19 protein-coding genes and 1 riboswitch are annotated in these 18,739 nt (G+C 63.7%); of the genes, 4 read left to right on the forward strand and 15 right to left on the reverse strand.

Annotated elements, in window-relative coordinates; all coding sequences use genetic code 11:
* Positions 1-9 precede the first annotated feature (9 nt).
* The 3 genes from GJ700_RS11430 to GJ700_RS11440 are packed head-to-tail and all read right to left on the reverse strand — an operon-like array spanning position 10 to position 4,366.
* Positions 10-1,629, reverse strand: a complete 1,620-nt coding sequence (locus tag GJ700_RS11430; RefSeq protein ID WP_154374073.1) for an acyl-CoA carboxylase subunit beta — start codon at positions 1,627-1,629, stop codon at positions 10-12.
* The gene (locus GJ700_RS11435) at positions 1,629-2,501 is read right to left on the reverse strand and encodes an SDR family oxidoreductase (RefSeq protein ID WP_154373765.1); all 873 of its coding nucleotides are present in this window, start codon (positions 2,499-2,501) and stop codon (positions 1,629-1,631) included. The genes GJ700_RS11430 and GJ700_RS11435 overlap by 1 nt, the downstream gene beginning before the upstream one ends.
* A gap of 5 nt (positions 2,502-2,506) precedes the next feature.
* On the reverse strand, positions 2,507-4,366 hold the full coding sequence (locus GJ700_RS11440) for an acyclic terpene utilization AtuA family protein (protein ID WP_229506931.1): 1,860 nt from the start codon (positions 4,364-4,366) through the stop codon (positions 2,507-2,509).
* Between the two features lie 117 nt (positions 4,367-4,483).
* Here GJ700_RS11440 and GJ700_RS11445 point away from each other — a divergent pair, with 117 nt between their 5' ends.
* Positions 4,484-5,275 (forward strand): substrate-binding periplasmic protein, encoded by a 792-nt coding sequence (locus GJ700_RS11445; protein WP_195763862.1) that lies wholly within the window; start codon positions 4,484-4,486, stop codon positions 5,273-5,275.
* Between the two features lie 2 nt (positions 5,276-5,277).
* Here the strand turns inward: GJ700_RS11445 and GJ700_RS11450 are convergent, their stop codons facing one another.
* Both GJ700_RS11450 and GJ700_RS11455 read right to left on the reverse strand, forming a co-directional pair.
* The gene (locus GJ700_RS11450) at positions 5,278-5,478 is read right to left on the reverse strand and encodes a type II toxin-antitoxin system antitoxin (protein WP_154373768.1); all 201 of its coding nucleotides are present in this window, start codon (positions 5,476-5,478) and stop codon (positions 5,278-5,280) included.
* A 21-nt stretch (positions 5,479-5,499) separates the two neighbouring features.
* Positions 5,500-6,378 carry an SPFH domain-containing protein gene (locus GJ700_RS11455; protein WP_154373770.1) on the reverse strand — a complete coding sequence of 293 codons (879 nt, stop codon included), beginning with the start codon at positions 6,376-6,378 and terminating at the stop codon, positions 5,500-5,502.
* Positions 6,379-6,515: 137 nt separating this feature from the next.
* On the opposite strand from GJ700_RS11455, the gene GJ700_RS11460 reads away from it, so the two are divergent.
* Together GJ700_RS11460 and GJ700_RS11465 are read left to right on the forward strand one after the other, a co-directional pair.
* A complete protein-coding gene (locus tag GJ700_RS11460; protein ID WP_154373772.1) occupies positions 6,516-7,310 on the forward strand; it encodes a substrate-binding periplasmic protein in 795 nt (264 codons plus the stop codon).
* A 124-nt stretch (positions 7,311-7,434) separates the two neighbouring features.
* On the forward strand, positions 7,435-8,547 hold the full coding sequence (locus GJ700_RS11465; RefSeq protein WP_154373775.1) for a PAS domain-containing protein: 1,113 nt from the start codon (positions 7,435-7,437) through the stop codon (positions 8,545-8,547).
* Positions 8,548-8,746: 199 nt separating this feature from the next.
* On the opposite strand, the gene GJ700_RS35390 is transcribed toward GJ700_RS11465, so the two are convergent.
* The 10 genes from GJ700_RS35390 to glyA form a co-directional block, all read right to left on the reverse strand.
* Positions 8,747-10,573: a GGDEF domain-containing protein gene (locus tag GJ700_RS35390; RefSeq protein ID WP_229506932.1), complete on the reverse strand. Its 1,827-nt coding sequence runs from the start codon at positions 10,571-10,573 to the stop codon at positions 8,747-8,749.
* 101 nt (positions 10,574-10,674) lie between these two features.
* A complete protein-coding gene (locus tag GJ700_RS11475) occupies positions 10,675-11,304 on the reverse strand; it encodes a riboflavin synthase (RefSeq protein ID WP_154373777.1) in 630 nt (209 codons plus the stop codon).
* A 27-nt stretch (positions 11,305-11,331) separates the two neighbouring features.
* Positions 11,332-12,423, reverse strand: a complete 1,092-nt coding sequence (gene ribD, locus GJ700_RS11480) for a bifunctional diaminohydroxyphosphoribosylaminopyrimidine deaminase/5-amino-6-(5-phosphoribosylamino)uracil reductase RibD (RefSeq protein WP_371867919.1) — start codon at positions 12,421-12,423, stop codon at positions 11,332-11,334.
* A gap of 29 nt (positions 12,424-12,452) precedes the next feature.
* Positions 12,453-12,998: a GspH/FimT family pseudopilin gene (locus tag GJ700_RS11485; protein WP_154373779.1), complete on the reverse strand. Its 546-nt coding sequence runs from the start codon at positions 12,996-12,998 to the stop codon at positions 12,453-12,455.
* Between the two features lie 6 nt (positions 12,999-13,004).
* A complete protein-coding gene (locus tag GJ700_RS11490; protein ID WP_154373781.1) occupies positions 13,005-13,454 on the reverse strand; it encodes a type IV pilin protein in 450 nt (149 codons plus the stop codon).
* A gap of 9 nt (positions 13,455-13,463) precedes the next feature.
* A complete protein-coding gene (locus tag GJ700_RS11495; protein ID WP_229506933.1) occupies positions 13,464-14,153 on the reverse strand; it encodes a pilus assembly PilX family protein in 690 nt (229 codons plus the stop codon).
* A 7-nt stretch (positions 14,154-14,160) separates the two neighbouring features.
* A complete protein-coding gene (locus GJ700_RS11500; protein WP_154373783.1) occupies positions 14,161-15,009 on the reverse strand; it encodes a PilW family protein in 849 nt (282 codons plus the stop codon).
* A complete protein-coding gene (gene pilV, locus GJ700_RS11505) occupies positions 15,006-15,551 on the reverse strand; it encodes a type IV pilus modification protein PilV (RefSeq protein WP_154373785.1) in 546 nt (181 codons plus the stop codon). The genes GJ700_RS11500 and pilV overlap by 4 nt, the downstream gene beginning before the upstream one ends.
* A 146-nt stretch (positions 15,552-15,697) precedes the next feature.
* Positions 15,698-16,171 (reverse strand): transcriptional regulator NrdR, encoded by a 474-nt coding sequence (nrdR, locus tag GJ700_RS11510; RefSeq protein WP_154373787.1) that lies wholly within the window; start codon positions 16,169-16,171, stop codon positions 15,698-15,700.
* Positions 16,172-16,249: 78 nt separating this feature from the next.
* Entirely contained in the window at positions 16,250-17,494 is a 1,245-nt protein-coding gene (gene glyA / locus GJ700_RS11515; protein WP_154373789.1) for a serine hydroxymethyltransferase, read from the reverse strand.
* Positions 17,495-17,591: 97 nt separating this feature from the next.
* A riboswitch (ZMP/ZTP riboswitch) is annotated at positions 17,592-17,704 on the reverse strand.
* Between the two features lie 186 nt (positions 17,705-17,890).
* Here glyA and GJ700_RS11520 point away from each other — a divergent pair.
* A complete protein-coding gene (locus tag GJ700_RS11520; protein ID WP_154373791.1) occupies positions 17,891-18,640 on the forward strand; it encodes an SDR family NAD(P)-dependent oxidoreductase in 750 nt (249 codons plus the stop codon).
* Positions 18,641-18,739 lie beyond the last annotated feature (99 nt).

Genomic DNA, 18,739 nt, shown 5'->3' on the forward strand with positions numbered 1-18,739 from the left:
GTTTATTCGTTATGGCCGTGCCACGCCAAACTGCACGGGATTGACTGTCCTTTCGCGCGCTTCGCGGCACGTGGCCAGCGCCATCGCCAGCACTTTGCGCGTATCGCGTGGATCGATGACGCCATCGTCCAGCAACCGTCCCGACGTATAAAACACGCCGGTCTGCTTTTCAAACGTGGCGATCACCTGCTCGCGCATGGCGGCGATGGCTGCCGCATCCACTTCCAGCCCCTTGCGGCGCATGCCGGCTTCCATCACGATGGCCATCGTGCCGGCCGCCTGCTCCGCGCCCATGACCGCCGTGCGGGCATTGGGCCAGCTGAAACAAAAGTCCGGAAAAAAACCCCGCCCCGACATACCGTAATTGCCGGCGCCGAACGACGCGCCGCAATGCACGGTGATGCGGGGCACATTGGCGTTGGCCATCGCCTGGATCATCTTCGAGCCGTGCTTGATCATGCCGGCCTGCTCGTACGCCTTGCCCACCATGAAGCCCGTGGTGTTTTGCAGGTACACCAGCGGCGTGCCGGACTGGCAGCACAGCTGGATGAATTGCGTGGCCTTGTTGGCGCCGGCCGGGTCCAGCGGGCCGTTGTTGGTGAGGATACCGATGCGCATGCCGCAAATGGCCGCATGCCCTGTCACGGTGGCGGGACCGAAGTCCGGCTTGAATTCCAGGAACGATGAACCGTCGGCGATGCGGGCTATCACTTCGCGCATGTCGAGCGGCTTGCGCTGGTCGGCCGGCGCCAGGCCCGCCAACTGCTCAGCATCCAGCGTGGGTGGCAAAAACGCTGTTCCCGCTGGCGCCACGTGGCGGTTCCAGTCCAGCGTCGCCACCACTTGTCTCGCCAGCGACAGCGCATGGGCATCGTCATCCGCCACGTACTCCGCCAATCCGGAAATCGCCGCGTGCATGTCGGCCCCGCCCAGCTCTTCTTCGCTGGCGATTTCGCCGGTGGCTGCCTTCAGCAACGGAGGGCCCGCCAGGAAAGCCTTGGCTTGGCCGCGCACCATGATCACGTAATCGGACAAGCCCGGCATGTAGGCGCCCCCCGCCGTGCTGGCGCCATGCACCACGCTGATCACGGGCAGGCCGGCCGCGGACAGGCGCGCCAGCCAGTAAAAGCCGCTGCCGCCGTGGATGAAGGTTTCGACCTTGTACGCCAGCAGGTTGGCGCCGGCACATTCCACCAGGTGGATGAACGGCAGCTTTTGCTGCAACGCGATGTGCTGCGCGCGCTGGAATTTTTCGATGCCCATCGGCTGCACCGCGCCCGCATCGATGCCGGCATCGTCCACCACCACCATGGCGCGCACGCCTTCGACAAAGCCGATGCCGGCAATCAGGCCGCCGCCCGGCACGGAGCGTTCCAGGTCCGGGTTGTCGAGACCATAGCCGGCCAACGTCGACAATTCCAGGAAGGGCGCGCCCGCATCCAGCAAGTGTCCCAGCCGCTCGCGCGGCAGCAACTGGCCACGCCGTTCGAACAAGGGGCGGGCGCCGTTGGACTTGTCGCGGGTGCGCTGTTCCAGCGCCCGCAATTGCGCCAGTTGCGCCAGCAGCGCGTCACGGTTGGCGCGGTAACTGTCCGCGCCCGGATCGACTGTGGTTTCAATGGCCGCCATCATGCGTCTCCATCGCCCAGCACCCGGGGCCTGGCCGCCAGGTGGAAACCGTTGAACGCTTCTGGAGGCTGTGCCGGTTTGGCCATTGGCATGCCGGGGCGCACATTGGGACGGCCGCCATCCACGCGCAAGGTGGTCCCCGTGATGAAGGCGGCGGCGGGCGACAGCAGGAAGGCGATGGCGGCCGACACTTCCGCTTCCGTGCCGAAGCGCTGCAGCGGCACCGTGCCGGGGAAGGCGCGGATAGTGTCGCGCATGGCGGGCGGATACTGGTCCATGCCGGACGACGCGATATAGCCCGGCGCCACCGCGTTGACGCGCACGCCGTACTGCGCCCATTCGAACGCCGCCGTTTCAGTGAAACTGACCATGCCGGCGCGCGCGGCGCCGGAGTGGCCCATGCCGGGCATGCTGCCCCACATATCGGCCACGATATTGACGATCGCGCCGCCACCATTGATCATGGCCTGGTTCAGGCATTCGCGCGCCATCAAAAAGCCGCCGGTCAGGTTGGTCTGCACCACCGCTTCCCAGCCTTTTTGCGAAATGTCTTTCAATGGCGACGGAAACTGGCCGCCCGCATTATTGACGAGGCCAGCGATGGCGCCGTGTTCCGCCACCAGTTGCGCCACCAGCGCCTGCACCGCGGTTTCGTCGCGGATGTTGCAGGCGTAGGTATGGGCCTGTCCACCCGCCGCCGCGATTTCCTCCTGTACCGAGGCCAGCTTGCCGGCATCGCGTCCCACCAGCGCCACCGTGCCGCCCAGCGCAGCCAGTTCGTGCGCCGTGCAGCGACCGATGCCACTGCCGCCGCCCGTCACGACCATCAGTTGGCCGTCAAACAGGCCGGGCTTGAGTATGGAACGATACATACGGTTTACTCCATTGGATAATCGTGGGGAACCTGCACCGGCATGGCCAGCAGGATTTGCGCCATGCCCTTGCCCAGCGGGTCGTTGCGCAGCGACGCCATGCCGCCGCCGTCGAGCGCCTGTTCGCAGACAAAGTTGAAGGCGTGAATACCGGGCAGTTCATAGCGCGTCACGCGGCCTTTGACCAGCGGCGCGAGCCAGCCTGCCACGGCCTGTTCCGTCAACAGTTCGCGCAGCAGCGGCACGTCTTGCGGACGGCGGGCAATCACGCCGATATTGGAGATGTCGCCCTTGTCGCCGCTGCGCGCGTAGGCCAGCGCGATCAATGGTGCGGTGCGCGCAGGTATGGCATCCGCGCCGGGCTGCACAGTGCCGGACGTTTCGTCCGACGCCATGTTGCCGCCCGCGCCGCCGTCAATCGCGCACAATGCCTGCCCGGCGGCAGCGGCATCATTCGCCCGCGAGGTGCGCGCCACCGGACCATCGCCCGTGGACACCGTCACGACTTCCCCGCCGCTATCGAGCAGCACGACCCGTGCCGCCACCTGCGCCTTATCGATCGCCAGCGCCGCCTGCCGCACCAGCGGCGTCACCGCGGGACGCCCCGCCGCCCCCGTGGTTCCAGGCGCCCACGACGTCGCGGCCGGCGCAATTTCACGGGCAAACAATTCCAGCGCGCGCTGGTCGGTGTGCGACACGGCCAGCCACATAACCGCTTCAAAACCATTGCCGCCGGAAGACGCATACGGTTTCAAGCCACCGAGAATGTCGATATGCGTGGCAGTGTAGTCCGCCATGCCAAGATGGGAAAACATCAAGCGGGTACGCTGCAAAATCGCTTCAGCCGTACGCTGCGCCTTGGCAGCCGCGTCGAAGCCAACCACCGTTAATTGCCCCGCGCAGCGCCAGCCATCCATATAGGTGGCGCACACCTTGTAGGTGGACGGCGGCGGCAAACCCCGCGCACCTTGTACTTGCACGGCATCGAGGCCCGTCTGCGTCAATGTGACGCCGGTGAAGTCGCACGTCACGTCCGGCAGCAGGTAGCGCGCCGGATCGCCAATCTCATACAGCAATTGTTCCGCCACCGTGGCCGGCGTCACCAGCCCGCCGGTGCCAACAGGCTTGGTGAGCGTGAAGACGCCGTCGCGGCGACACTCGATGATGGGATAACCGCTGTTGGCCCAGTCAGGCACAGTGTCCCAGTCCGTGTGCAAGCCGCCCACGCCCTGGCAACCGCATTCAATCAGGTGACCCGCCAGGCTGCCCGCCGCCAGCAAATCATAATCATCCATGGACCAGCCAAAGACATGCAGCAGCGGCCCCAGCGTGACTGCGCTGTCCACGCACCGCCCTGTGATCACCACTTGCGCGCCGACATCGAGAGCAGCCTTGATGGGTAACGCACCCAGATAGGCATTGGCGCTGGCCACTTGCGCGGGCAACACGGTGCCCTGTTCGCGCAGCACGGGTAACTGCGCCTGCACGTCATCGCCATCGACCACCGCCACTGTGACGGTCACGCCCAATTCCCGCGCCAGCGCCTGCAACGCGCGCGCGCAGGCGTGCGGATTGACCCCACCCGCATTGGCGATGATGCGGATGCCCTGCGCCAGCGCGGGTCTCAGCACGGCGCGCATGGCGACCGTAACGAAGTCCGTCGCATAGCCGGCCCCGGCATCCTTGCTGCGCGCCTTGGCCAATAAACCCATGGTGAGTTCGGCCAGGTAATCAAACACCAGAAAATCGACGGCGCCCGACTGTACCAGCTGCACGGGGCCAGCCATGCTGTCGCCCCAGAAGCCGGACGCCCCGCCGATCCGCACCGCATCGCGCACGTCATCGCACATCACGTTGTTATCCATGCCAACCCTGTTCCATGAACATATCCGCCTAAAATATTAAAGCAAGTGATTTATTAAATCAAACGATGATTGTTTGCGGTCAAAAATGCCACAGTGGCGATGGCGGCGGCATGTAAAATGGCTGGCGAGATCGATTCCACGGGATGCGCAATGCAAATTGCAACGCTGACGCGGCGAACTGTTTTGCTGGGGACGCTGGCGGCGCTGGCGGCGCAGGTTTGCCGGGCGCAACCTTCCTGGCCCGCCTCGGTCCAGTTGGGGTGCGTGGAAAATGAGCCCATGACGGACACCGCGCTGGGCATCCTGCGCGAAGCGTACCGCCGCATCGGCATCGAGGTGGTGGGCGTGCCGATGCCACCCGAGCGGGCCGCGGCGGCCGTTAACGCGGGCGAATTTTTTGGCGACGTGACCCACGTGGCCGGTATCGACGCCGTGTACCCCAACCTGGTGCGCGTTCCGGTCGCACTGATTTCGTTCGAGGTGCTGGCCTTTACCTATGGCCGCGATCTGCCGCTGCGTGCATGGCCCGACCTGCAGCCTTACCGCATCTGTATTCGACGTGGCCTCAAGTCAATTGAGAAGGCGACAGCCAGTTTTCCGCAAGTGAGCGCGGTCAGCCAGTCCGCCAATATCTTCAACATGTTGAAACACGGACGCTGCGACGTGGCCGTGCTGCCGGACACCGCATGGCTGGAATTGGAAAGGCTCAATATCCGGGGCATGCGCACCCAGGATACCCCGCTCCAGTCATGGCCGCTGTATCACTACGTGCACAAAACGCACGCGGCCGTGATCCCGGCGTTGACGCAGGCACTGCAGGAGATGCAGAAAAGCGGCTTCCTGGCGGCCAGGCAGGCAGACTTTAGCAAGCGCCTGCGGCAAGCGCGGCGCGGCCTTTCCAGCGAGTGAGGTCATCGCCCAGCATCCCCGTCGTCCGGCATCGCATCGGCCTTGCTTTTGACCTTGATGCCGCGCCGCGCCAGGCTTTCACGCAATAAAAATTCGATCTCCGCATTCACGCTGCGGAGATCGCGCGCGGCCAGCCGCTGCAACTCGTCCCACAGTGCAGGATCAATCCGCAGCGGGAAGGCTTTTTTCCCCGGGCTGGCCATCGTAATACGCCTCTGTTGACGCTAGTTGTACAGGGTGCCGGCGTTGATGATGGGCTGCGCTTCCTTGTCGGAGCACAGCACCACCAGCAGGTTGCTGACCATGGCGGCCTTGCGCTCCGCATCGAGTTCCACGATTTCGCGTTCGGCCAGGCTTTTCAGCGCGGCTTCCACCATGCTGACGGCGCCGTGGACGATCTTGGAACGGGCGCTGATGATGGCTTCGGCCTGCTGGCGGCGCAGCATGACTTGCGCGATTTCCGGCGAATACGCCAGGTGCGTCAACTTGGCGTCCAGCACTTCCACGCCGGCGGCGTCGAAACGCGCCTGCAGTTCCGCGCGCAGCGCATGGGCCACTTCATCCATGCCGGCGCGCAGCGTGGTTTCGCCGGCAGGCAAGTCTTCGCCTTCATCGTACGCGTACTGGGACGCCAGGTGGCGCAACGCCGCTTCGCCCTGCACCGCCACATAACGCTCGAAATCATCCACTTCGAACAGCGCCTGTGCCGTATCGCGCACGCGCCACACCACGGCGGCGCCGATTTCCACCGGGTTGCCGCGCTTGTCATTGACTTTCAGCGTGGGCGCGTTGAAGTTGCGGGCCCGTACCGACAATTTGCGCTTGCGGTACAGCGGGAATGCCCAGCGCAAGCCTTCGCTGCGGTCGGTGCCGATGTATTTGCCGAACAGCGTCAGGATCGCGCTTTCATTCGGTTGCAGCATGTACAGGCCGGGCGCAATAAAAATGCCGGTGGCGGCCATTAACAGGAACAGCAGGATACCGACCGGACCGCCACGCAGCGCCACGAGGCTGCCCAGCACCAGCAGCACGGAAGCCAGCGCGGCCAGATAACCGTTATGGGAAGTAAAACTGCGTTCACACCTTGGAGTTGCAGTAGACATCTCGAGTCCTTGGTTAACATCAAAGTGATATCACTTTAGGATCACTTTTACACATTGTCAAGAATCATCACCGGATCGCCGGACGCTTGGACTACAATCGCCGTATCGATGAATCTATCCGGAGCGCAGCAACTGCCATGCCGACTTTGATTCGTATCCTGCTGGCGTCGATACTGGCGCTGGTCACCTGCGCCGCAGGCGCGCAGCCGGTGGAATTCCGCGTCGCGTTTGAAGACAAGGATAGTTATGACCACACCGGAGCGGGTTCCGGTGTGCCGGAACACCCGGGCGTCCTGGTCGAACTGGTGGCCCTGATTCCGCAACGGGTGCCGAATGTGCGCATCACCTTCTCCCGCAAACCATGGGCACGTTGCCTGGCCGAACTGGAAGTGGGCGCGGTCGATGCAATCTTTTCCAGCAGCTTCAAGCCGGAGCGACTGAAGATCGGCATCTATCCGATGGCCGATGGCAAGGCGGACCGGCGCTACCGCATCGACACCAAGTCCTACAGCCTGTACAAGCTGCGTGACACGCCGCTGGAGTGGGACGGGACCACGTTGAGCAACGTACAGCAGGGCATTATCGCCATGCGCAGTTACGCCATCGTGGACGACCTGAGAAAAACCGGCGTGGCCGTCACGGAAGTCAACAGCCCGGACGACGCCTTCCGCATGCTGCTGGCCGGCCGCGCGGACGGCTTCGCGCAATTGACGGATTTCGGCGACCTGACGCTGCGCCGCAAGTCCGGGCTGGAGCGCATCGTCAAGGTACCGCTGCCGCTGGCGACACGCGACTACTACCTGCAAATCAGCCACCAGTTCAACGACAAGTACCCGGACTTGCCGCCCCGTATCTGGAAAGCGCTGGCGGAAATCCGGCAGGCCGAAGGCGAGCGGCTGGCCGCCAAGTATTTGAAACTGTACGCCGATTGACCCTGGCCAGGCGGGCGCAGCCAGCTGTGGGCGCCAGCTAAGGTCGCGAGGCAACGTGGCGAGCTCCCGGCGTGGCTTCCAGTATGATTCCTGCACGATAACGATCCCCAAGCGAACCTGTCCCATGGAGCAATCCGACGTTGCCAATCTGGCGGGAGTAAGCCTGCGGGATGCGGGCGAATTCATCCTTCATGCCATCGATGAAGGATTCATATTGCTCGACCACGAATTCCGCATCCGCTGCATCAACGATGAAGCGCTGCGGCTCGACGGCCGGCCACGCTCGGCCATTCTTGGCCTGACCTACTGGGACGCATGGCCTGGCTCGGAGAATTTACCAGTAGCCAAGGCTTTCCGCACAGCGCTGCGCGACCGCTCCCGTACCACTGTCGAGCAATGCTGCCGGCATGACGGACAGGAACTATGGCAGGAGGCGCGCGTCTTCCCGTTTGGCGAAGGCCTGGCGGTGTTTTACAAAAACATTACCGAACGCAAGCTGGCGGAACAGGCCATACGCGAAAGCGAAACCAAATTCCGCAATATCGCCGACGCCATTCCGCAAATCGTCTGGTCGGCCCGTCCAGACGGTTTTGCCGATTACTTCAACCGGCAGTGGTACAACTATACGGGTCTGCCGGAAAACCGGGGCGAAGGCGAAGCGTGGCTCAACCTGTTTCATCCGGACGACCAGCCTGCCTTGATGGCGCGCTGGCAGCACAGCCTGGCGACCGGCGCCCCTTACGAAGTCGAGTTCCGTATCCGGCACCACTCCGGCCAGTACCGCTGGACGCTGGGACGCGCGCTGCCGGTCCGCAACGAACAGGGCGAGATCGTGCGCTGGATGGGTACGTCGACCGATATCCATGAGCGCGTCATGGCGGAAGAAGCGCGCCGGATCAGCGAATCCGAATTCCGCACGCTGGCGGAAAACATTCCCCAGCTGGCATGGATGGCAGACCGCAATGGCGACATCTTCTGGTACAACAACCGCTGGTTTGCCTACACCGGCGCCACGCTCGACGAAATGAAGGGCTGGGGCTGGCAAAAGGTACACCACCCGGACCACGTGGAACGCGTGGTGGCGCTCTACCGCAAGCGGATCGTCGAAGAGCAGTGCATGTGGGAGGACACCTTTCCCCTGCGGGGCGCCGATGGCCAGTACCGCTGGTTCCTGTCGCGCGCCATGCCGATCTGCGACGAGGACGGCCACGTGCTGCGCGCTGACACAGGCCCGTGAGCTGCATCCGAGCGCGGTGCTGATCCGCACCGACCTGCCGGGCGTGGAAGGGTACACGCTGGCGCGGCAACTGCGCGCGCTGCATCCGGGTGAGCATGCGACCTACATTGCGCTGAACAGTTCAGGCCAGTCGCATGACCGGATCATCGCGCGCGGCGCGGGGTTCGACCTCCAGCTGGAACAGCCGGCGCCGCGCTTATCAGACCGAGTGAACGGGCGACTGGTACACCGGCTGCGTGGACGATGGCGCGGCATTGGGTGCGGCCGCCTGCACGCACACGGCATTGTCGAACACGGCGCGGTTGCGGCCCTGCTCCTTGGCCTGGTACAGCGCCGCGTCGGCGGCCCGGATCAGGCAATCCGGGGTATCGCCCGTATCGGGCACGATGATGGCCACGCCGATGCTCACCGTCACGTAGCCGAATTGCGACAACTGGTGGGGCATCGCCAGCGACTGCAGCGCATTGCTGACTTTCGCGGCCAGGCTGCGCGCATGGTGCTCGTCGCAATTGGGCGCGATAAAGACGAATTCCTCGCCGCCATAGCGCGCCACCAGGTCGCCCGCGCGCCGCATGCAGCCGGCCAGCACCAATGCGACGCGGCGCAGGCATTCGTCGCCGGCCTGATGGCCATAATGGTCGTTGAATTTCTTGAACCAGTCGACGTCGAGCATGGCCAGCGCCAGCGGCGTGCGCAGGCGCGCCGCCCTGCTCCACTCCGACGCCAGCGCCTCATCGAAGCGGCGGCGATTGGCGATGCCGGTCAGGCCGTCCGTGGCGGACAGCTCCGCCAGCTTGCGGTTCAACACTTCCAGCTCGCATGTATGCAGATTCGCTTCCCGCACCCGGCGCGACAGTTGCATCCCCATGTCATTGAAACTGAGCGCCACGTAACGCAACTCGTCCTTGCTGGCCAACAGGATCGGCGTGACGAAATCGCCCTGCGCCATGCGGTCGGCGCCGTCGCGCAGCGATTTAATCGACGACATCACGGCCAGGCAGGCGCCGGTCGCCAGGTACAGGAACAGGATCAGGAAAGCCGGTCCGGCCAGCACGGCGCTGCGGAAAAACTGTTCTTCCACGTGGCGGATACGGGCAGCCAGCAATTCATCGAGCAGCGGCAGCAGCACGTCGCGGGTCTGGTCGAAGCCGCGGTCGATCGCTGCGGTGGTCTTTTCGATATAGCGCACGGGATCGGCCGCATAGCGGCCGCCAAAGATGTCTTGCTCGACGTCCGTCAGCACTTCGTTGAGCGCTTCGCGGAACTGGCGGGAAAAACGCGCGATCCTGTCCGCCACCTGCGGGTTGGCGATTTCCGCCTTGCGCAGCACGGCTTCCAGCTCGTCCAGCCGCGCATGCAGCACCGCCACGTCGCCAATGAAGCGGGTTTGTCCTTCCGCCGTCAGTTTTTTCGCGGCGAGCACTTCGGCGCCATGGGCGCGGATCCGCCCCACCATGTCCAGCGCCTTCGGCAACTTGTCGGTGGCGGCGGACATCAGGTAATAACTGTTGGCGTCCGGATCGAGCACGAGGAAACTGTTGTCGCCCACCTTTTCGATCACGGCCATCACTTCCCGCGACAGCGCGGCGTGCGCATCGCGATCGGCGCCACCGCCGGCCTGCAAGGCTTGCCATTGTTTCAGCACGGCGTCCCAATGCGGGGTAATGCCCAGCCGCCCGCCATGGACTGACACCGCCTGGCTGGCGGCCTCGATGGCTTGCTGCACTTCGCCGGCTTTATCGCGGCGCTTGGCTTCCATCTGGCGCGCGCCGCCCGAAACGGCCGCCTGCAAGCCCTGGTGCTGTTGCACCGCTTGCAGCAAGGTCAGCAACGGGATATCTGCCGCCAGGCCGGCCTGCTCCTGGTGCGCGATATCGGCGGAACGCTGCAGGTTGGACGTCAGCGTATAAAACAGATAGGCAATCGCAATTCCGCCCAGCAGGCCGATCGCAGCGAACTTGTAGGGATACCGCAGGCGGTGCATCAGATTCACCGCGGGCGTCAGCAGCATGCGCAGGAAGTTCATGGCCAGCCCCGTTTTTACGAGCGTATTGGCAACATTCTACGCTCGTACGGATGAGCTGGCTCATTGAAAAAATTTACTGCTGAAGCGAACGTTTGCTGATGTTACTTCCCAGAAACAGACAGCATCCGCTCCACATACCGTGCAATCAAGTCCACTTCCAAATTGACCTTGCCGCCCACTTTCAAGTGCTTCAGGGTGGTCACGGAAATCGTGTGCGGGATCAGGTTGATGGAGAACTGGCTGACCAGTTCATCGCCGGCGCCCAGGTCGTTGACGCGGTTGACGGTCAGCGATACGCCGTTGACGACGATGGAACCCTTGAACGCCAGGTATTTCGCCAGGCTTTTCGGCGCTTCGATCACCAGTTCCCACGATTCGCCCACCGGTTCGAACTTGCGCACCACGCCCAGGCCGTCGACGTGGCCGGACACCAGGTGGCCGCCCAGGCGCTCGGCCAGGGTCAGGGCTTTTTCCAGGTTGACTTCATTGAGGCCGTCCAGGCCCACGGTGCAATTGAGGCTTTCGCGCGACACGTCGACCTTGAAGGCCGTGTCGGTTTTTTCAATCACGGTCATGCAGGCGCCATTCAGGGCAATCGAGTCGCCCAGCGCGACGTCCGCCAGCGGCAGGCCACCCGCATCGACCGACAGGCGCACGCCCGCTTCGAGGCCGCCTTCCAGCGGCTGGACTTCAGTGATTTTGCCGACGGCGGCAACGATACCAGTAAACATAGCGAGTCTTTCGAATGAAAATGTAAATTAAACGAATCTGGCAAGGATACGCAAATCGGCGCCGACTTGCGTCACCTCGTGGAATGTCAGCGTGTGTTTGCCGGACAGTTCGGTCAGCGCGGGCAGTGCAAACATGCCTTGCGCGTCGCCCAGCAAGACCGGCGCGAGATAAACCAGCAATTCATCGACGCAGCCTTCGCGGATCAGCGAACCATTGAGCTTACCGCCCGCTTCCACGTGCAATTCATTGATCTGGCGGCGTCCCAGTTCGCGCATCAGCTCCGGCAAATCCACTTTGCCGTGCGGGTTGGGCAAGGTGATGATTTCCGCGCCCGCGGCGCGCAACGCCGCTTCCTTTTCCGGGTCGTGCATGGCAGCGACGACCCATGTGCCGCCGCCCTGCAATACTTTGGCCTGGGGGCTGATGTCGAGGCGGCTGTCGACGACGATGCGGCGCGGCTGGCGCGGCGTGTCGACGGCGCGCACCGTCAGTTGCGGGTCGTCCGCTTTCACGGTGCCGATGCCGGTCAGGATTGCGCACGTGCGCGCTCGCCACGCGTGACCGTCGGCCCGCGCTTCAGGGCCCGTGATCCACTGGCTCTGGCCATTGTGCAGCGCCGTCATGCCATCGAGGCTGGCGGCGGTTTTCATGCGCACCCACGGCAAGCCCCGCGTCATGCGCGAAAAGAAGCCGATGTTCATTTCATAGGCTTCGTTGGCCATCAAGCCCGTCGACACCTGGATGCCGGCGGCCGCCAGCTTGGCCATGCCCTGCCCCGCCACCAGCGGATTCGGGTCTTCCATCGCAGCCACCACGCGGCCCAGTCCCGCGCGCACCAGCGCATCGGAGCATGGCGGCGTGCGGCCATGGTGATTGCATGGCTCCAGCGTCACGTACGCCGTGGCGCCGCGCACGTCGTGGCCGCGCGCCTGCGCATCTTTCATGGCCTGGATTTCCGCATGGTCCTGGCCGGCAGCCTGCGTGACGCCCGCGCCAATCACCTTGCCATCCCGGACGATCACGCAACCGATGCGGGGATTGGGCGACGTCGTGTACAGCCCTTTCGCAGCCCATTCCAGGGCCAGTTTCATGCCATCGGCGTCGTTCGTTATGTCCACGTCGTATTACCCTCTTTGTATTACCTTTGTCATCCTGTACAGGCGCTGCCATCCTTTTTCGGATCGCAAACGCGCGCACGGCCCAGCATGTTAATCCTGACCAGGTATTGCTGCGGCCCCGCTTCCACCGTCAGCGTGCCCCAGCGGGCCGTCTGGCTTTTATCCGCACGGCAACTGCGCCCATTGGCATTATAGGCAATATAGCGTTGCCCGGTGCTGCCCGTGAATTGCATGCGGATATGGATGCCATCAGCCAGCGCGCCTTGCTCGATGATGGTTTCGTCGCCCGGTCCCGGCTTGCCGTCGCCATCGCGGTCGGCAAACATGGTCCAGCCCTGTTCCCAGCCGCCCGCCCGGGGCGCCAGCACCACCACGCTGCCGCGCGCGATGGCCAGCGAACGGGCCGTGTCCAGCGCGGCGTGCAAGTCCGCGACTGCGGTGCGCAATTGCTGGCGCTGCAATAGCGTGCGGCCCGCAGGCAACGCGCCACACAGCAGGATGGCGGCGATGGCCAGCGCCACCAGCAATTCCAGCAGCGAGCGGCCCCGTTGCCACTTGTCCGTCAGCGATGCCATGACCGGTCACCGCCAGCAATTCGGCGATGGTCCGGTCGCCAGCCGCAATCCGGTGCTGGTCAGGACCAGGTTTTCACAGGCCTCATCGCGGAACTTGCCATCCACCCGTGCCGTTCCGGGCCTGGCAATCAATTGCACGCAATCGGTGATGGCGGCATCGTCACACGCCTTGCCTTCCACTTCATAGGCGCTGGACGATGCCTTGACGCCGCTCCACCACTGGAAGGCGCGCGCATCGTCATCGGTGGCATCCGCATCGAAGGCGATATAGCTGCCATGGCGGCTGAAGTAACGCTCCTGCTGCTGCATCAGCAAATGCAGCGCCGCCTGCGCTTCCGTGCGGCGCGCCCGTACGGCGAATTGCGTGTAGGCGGGATACGCCGCAGCGGACAGGATCAGCGCCAGCACCAGCACGATCAGCAATTCAATCAGCGTAAAACCGTTCGATGAGTGCATGGCCGCCTCCTAGGGTTTGGCGGTGCGCCGCAGTTCGCGGTAGTTGGACACCTCGCGCCAGGCGGTGCGGGCTCCCTTCGCTGCCGCAGCACCGGGCTTCGGGGCTGGCCGGAATGTACTTTGCAACACGACTTCCGTCCCTTCACGCGCACCGAAGCCAACGGCCGTCACGCGGTACACATGTTCCGTGCCGGGTGCGGCGCCGGACGGCAGCGGCAATTGTTCAATCACATAGCGCGGTTTGCGGAATGGCAGGAATCCTTCGCCGGTTTCCATTTCCGCCCCCGTGTAAAGGCCGAATGGCACGGAGCGGGACGCCGCGCTGTCATCGGCAACATCCACCTGCTGCCAGGCGGGCGCCGCATCCCCTTCGTCCGCCGCGCACAACCCCAGGTCCGGGCCGGCGGCGCCGTCGCCACACCCCGCCACGAAAGCGTCAGTGGCAGCCAGCAACGCATTGCGGGCCGCATCGCTTGCCCCGCCGGCCAGTTCCCGTTCCGCATCGGCCAGCGCATCTTCCGCCGCCTGCATGGCCACGTCGCGGTCGCGCAAGCCGCGCGCGGAACGCTCGCCCTGGATCGCGATGCGCGCCCCGGAAACGCCCATCAACAACAGCATCACCATCACCAGCAACGCCGCCATCAGCACCATGCCTTGCTGGGGTCCTACGAGGACTGCCGCTTTGACCATGCCCATCATGCACCTCCTAGTTGCGAACGAAGACCGTGGCGCCGACCACGCGCCGCACCCGCTGCCGCTGTGCAGCCGGCAACACCTTTTCATCGATCGCCACACCCGCATCGCGGCCGCCCGCGATGGCCGTGTAGCCACTGCCAAACAAGTCATACATGGCCGCCGGTGCGCCGGGATCGGAATGCCGTTCGCCGTGCAGCAGCAAGGCAATGCGCACGCTGGCCACGCGGCGCCAGCCGTCGCCCGCCGCATCGAGCGCGGCGACTTCGGTCGCATTCAGGTAGCGGTTCGGCACACCGTCGGCGGGATCGTCCGTATCGATGCCGTAGAGGATTTGCAGGGAATCGACGCCGCGTACGATGGCGTCCGCGCCCCAGCCACTGGCGCCCCGGTATTTGCAGCGCAACTCGCCTTCGCCATCGGCCCCGGTGGCCACGTAAAAGATGCTCCATCCTTCTTCACCCGCACCGATGGCGAAGCCCGCGCAATCAGTCATGCTGCCGTCGCCACCGCCACTGCCGGCGCCGGCAAAGCGCACGGCCAGCACATCGCTGCCATTGACGGCGGCGGGCCATGGCCCGTCAATGCCGTGGCCGCCTTGCGCGACGCCGGATGCATCGAGTCCCGTCAGGGCGGCAGGCCACGGCGCCGGCGCGCCGGTTTCCACATAGCCCGCCTGGCGCACGGCGCGCGCCATCATCGCCAGCGCCTGCCGCCCGCTGTCGTCGAGCCGCGCGGCGGCGCTGTTGCGCTGATATGCGGCGTGCGCGCCCGTCAACATGGCCGACGCGGCCAGCGCCAGCAGCGTGCCAATGGCCAGCGACAGCATCAATTCCACCAGGCCAAAGCCGCGCGCAGTCATGGCGCCACTCCCGCCAGCGCCAGCGCAACACCGGGCGCATAGCCATCGGCATCGGTATCGGACTGCCCGTCGGGCCGCCGCGCGCGCCAGCCGATCTTGATGACGAGGGGCGCCTTCGCGCCGCCGTCGCATGTCCAGCGCAAACGGCCGCCCTGCCACATGTGCCGGTCGCGGCAAATGCGCACGCGCCCGGAGGGCAGCGTTTGCATCACCTGCTGTTTCAGTTCAGCGAGATCGGCATGGGCCAGTTGCGCGCTGTCGCAGGGCGCATCGGCACAGGCAAAGGAAGGACCGGGAGCGGATTCGAACCGCGCATCGAAATCAAATCCGGCGTAGACCGCATCGGCCTGCGCCGCGTTGGCGCGCACGCGTGCCGCGGCATCGGCGGCCAGCCGCGAAGCGGACGACAGCCATTGCGATTCCAGCCGTACGCGCTGCGCCGTCAATTGCATGGCGCCGGCGCCCAGCACGCCGAGCGCCAGCACGACCAGGGCCACCAATACTTCAGGTAACGTAAAACCTTGTGCCAGCCGGGGTTGCATAAGCCGCCTCCACGTCAGGTCCGAAGAACCCGACGTTACGCGCCGAAGCGGTGCGCGGCATGACGAAGATCAAGACCGGGCTGAGCCGGCATGACAAATCGAAGGAAGGTTTGCCTCGCTCATGTGCGAGGCAAATAAATATGTGATCAGGAAAGTTTGGCCGGCGGCGTATCGTGGCCGACTTCTTCGATGGCATCCTGGAACTCGGCCAGGCATTCGAAATTCTTGTAGACGGAGGCGAAGCGGATGTACGCGACCGTATCGAGGCGCTTCAATTGCTGCATCACCAGTTCGCCAATCGCGTGCGAATCGATTTCACGCTGGCCGGACGTCAGCAGTTTTTCTTCAATGGCTTGCACCGCCAGGTCGACCGCCTCGGCCGACACGGGACGCTTGCGCAACGCCAGCGCCAGGCTGCCGCGCAACTTGGTGGCCGAATAGTCGACACGGCTGCCGTTTTTCTTGACCACGTAAGGCATCACCAGTTCGATGCGCTCGTAAGTCGTGAAGCGCTTGTCGCACTTGCCGCAACGCCGACGGCGGCGGATCGCATCGCCCTCTTCCGACATGCGGGTGTCGAGGACGTGGATTTCTTCATGCTGACAAAACGGACATTTCATTAAGCAAGTTGCCTTCCAAATTTAAAAGAGCGCCGCCCCAGGCGGGACGGCGCTCTCGATGTTACCAAAAGCAGGTGATTATGCGTAAACCGGGAACGCGTCCGCCAGTACTTTTACGGCAGCTTTCACGCGCTCGATGGTCGCGGCGTCGTGCGGGTTGTCCAGCACGTCGGCGATCAGGTTGGCAACCTGCTCGGCTTGCTCTTCCTTGAAGCCGCGGGTCGTCATCGCTGGCGAGCCCAGGCGGATACCGGACGTCACGAATGGTTTCTGCGGATCATTCGGGATGCCGTTCTTGTTGCAAGTGATGTGCGCGGTGCCCAGGATGGCTTCGGCTTCTTTACCGGTCAGGTTCTTCGGACGCAGGTCCACCAGGAACACGTGCGACTCGGTGCCGCCCGACACGATGCGCAGGCCGCGCTTGATCAGGGTCTTCGCCATCACGTCGGCGTTCTTCACCACTTGTTTCTGATACTCAACGAACGAAGGTTGCAGTGCTTCCTGGAAAGCCACGGCTTTACCGGCGATCACGTGCATCAGCGGGCCGCCCTGGATGCCAGGGAAGATTGCCGAGTTGATGATTTTTTCGTGTTCGGCTTTCATCAGGATGATGCCGCCGCGTGGGCCGCGCAGCGATTTGTGCGTGGTCGACGTGACGAAGTCAGCGTGAGGAACCGGGTTCGGGTACAGGCCGGCGGCGATCAGGCCGGCGTAGTGGGCCATGTCGACCATGAAGTACGCGCCTACGGCCTTGGCCACGGCAGCGAAGCGTTCGAAGTCGATTTTCTTCGAGAAGGCCGATGCGCCGGCGATGATCAGCTTAGGCTTGTGTTCTTTCGCCAGCGCTTCCATCGCTGCGTAATCGATGTCTTCTTCAGCGGTCAGGCCATAGGAAACCACGTTGAACCATTTGCCGGACATGTTCAGTGGCATGCCGTGGGTCAGGTGGCCGCCTTCGGCCAGCGACATGCCCATGATGGTGTCGCCTGGTTTCAGCACGGCGAAGAAGACGCCCTGGTTCGCCTGGGAACCGGAGTTCGGCTGCACGTTCGCCGCTTCCGCGCCGAACAGTTTTTTCACGCGGTCGATCGCCAGTTGTTCCACCACGTCGACGTGTTCGCAGCCACCGTAGTAGCGCTTGCCTGGGTAGCCTTCGGCGTATTTGTTGGTCAGCTGCGAGCCTTGCGCTTGCATGACGGCCGGCGACGTGTAGTTTTCGGAAGCGATCAGCTCGATGTGGTCGTGCTGGCGCACATTTTCAGCCTGGATAGCGGAAAACAATTCCGGGTCGATGCTGGCGAGGGTGTGATCTTTGGCGAACATGAAAAAAACTCCGTGAGAGTAATGTTACTGGCAGGTTAGGATCGAATGAGGAAAGCCGGAAACAACGGGACAGGCAGCCTCGGTCGTGCAAATCCACTTCGGCTGCCCAGGCGAACGGCTATTGTTTGAATCTCACGCTCCCCGGTGGATATACCCACCTTTCGCCGGCAATCAGGAATCGCCGGCTTTTCGCCAGTCACGTGAGACGTAAATGGAAGCCCCGATTGTAGGGCAAGACCAGCTCAAGGGCAAGGAAACCCATGACAAGATATCAAGAAGCACGACCGTTCCATGCGTGAAAGGGGCTGGTTAGGCTAGAATCTTTGTAATTGAGTTAATTTCGGCACAATTGCATGATTGTTATGTGCAAAAGCCGCAACATAGAGGAAAGTCCACATGATCGTCTTCATCACCGGCGCCAGCGCCGGCTTCGGCGCCGCCATGGCGCGCGTATTTGCCGGCAATGGCCACAAAGTCATCGTCAGCGCCCGCCGCGTGGATCGCCTGCAGGCGCTGGCCGCCGAACTGGGCCCGAGCGTGCTGCCGATCCAGCTCGACGTCAGCGACAAGGCCGCCATTGCCGCCGCGCTGGCCGCCCTGCCCGCCGAATGGCAGCCGATCGACGTGCTGGTCAATAATGCCGGCCTGGCGCTGGGCGTGGCGCCGGCGCACGAAGCGTCGCTGGAGGACTGGGAAACCATGATCGACACCAATTGCAAAGGCCTGGTGGCCGTGACCCGCGCCGTGCTGCCGGCCATGGTCCAGCGTGGCAGCGGCACCATCATCAACATCGGTTCCACGGCGGGCGCTTATCCCTACCCGGGTGGCAACGTCTACGGCGCCACCAAGGCCTTCGTCGAGCAATTCACGCTGAACTTGCGCGCCGACCTGGTGGGCACCGGCGTGCGCGCCACCAACCTGGCGCCCGGCCTGTGCGGCGGCACCGAGTTTTCCAACGTACGCCTGAAAGACGACACGGCCGCTTCCAAGGTCTATGAAGGCACCGTGCCTTTGAGCCCGGAAGATATCGCCAACACGGCATACTGGATCGCGACGTTGCCACCACACGTCAACGTCAACCAGATCGAAATGATGCCGACCTGCCAGGGGTTCTCGCCGTTCACGATCAAGCGCAATCCTGCATAGGGGTTTTACTTACACTTTAGATAACTTCCGCTATCAGCAGCGAATTGTTGGCTTCGACGGGAAATTCGTAAGCGGATGTTACAAGTGTTGGTAAATTGA

This window comes from Pseudoduganella rivuli (assembly GCF_009674485.1).
Classification (GTDB): domain Bacteria; phylum Pseudomonadota; class Gammaproteobacteria; order Burkholderiales; family Burkholderiaceae_D; genus Rugamonas; species Rugamonas rivuli_B.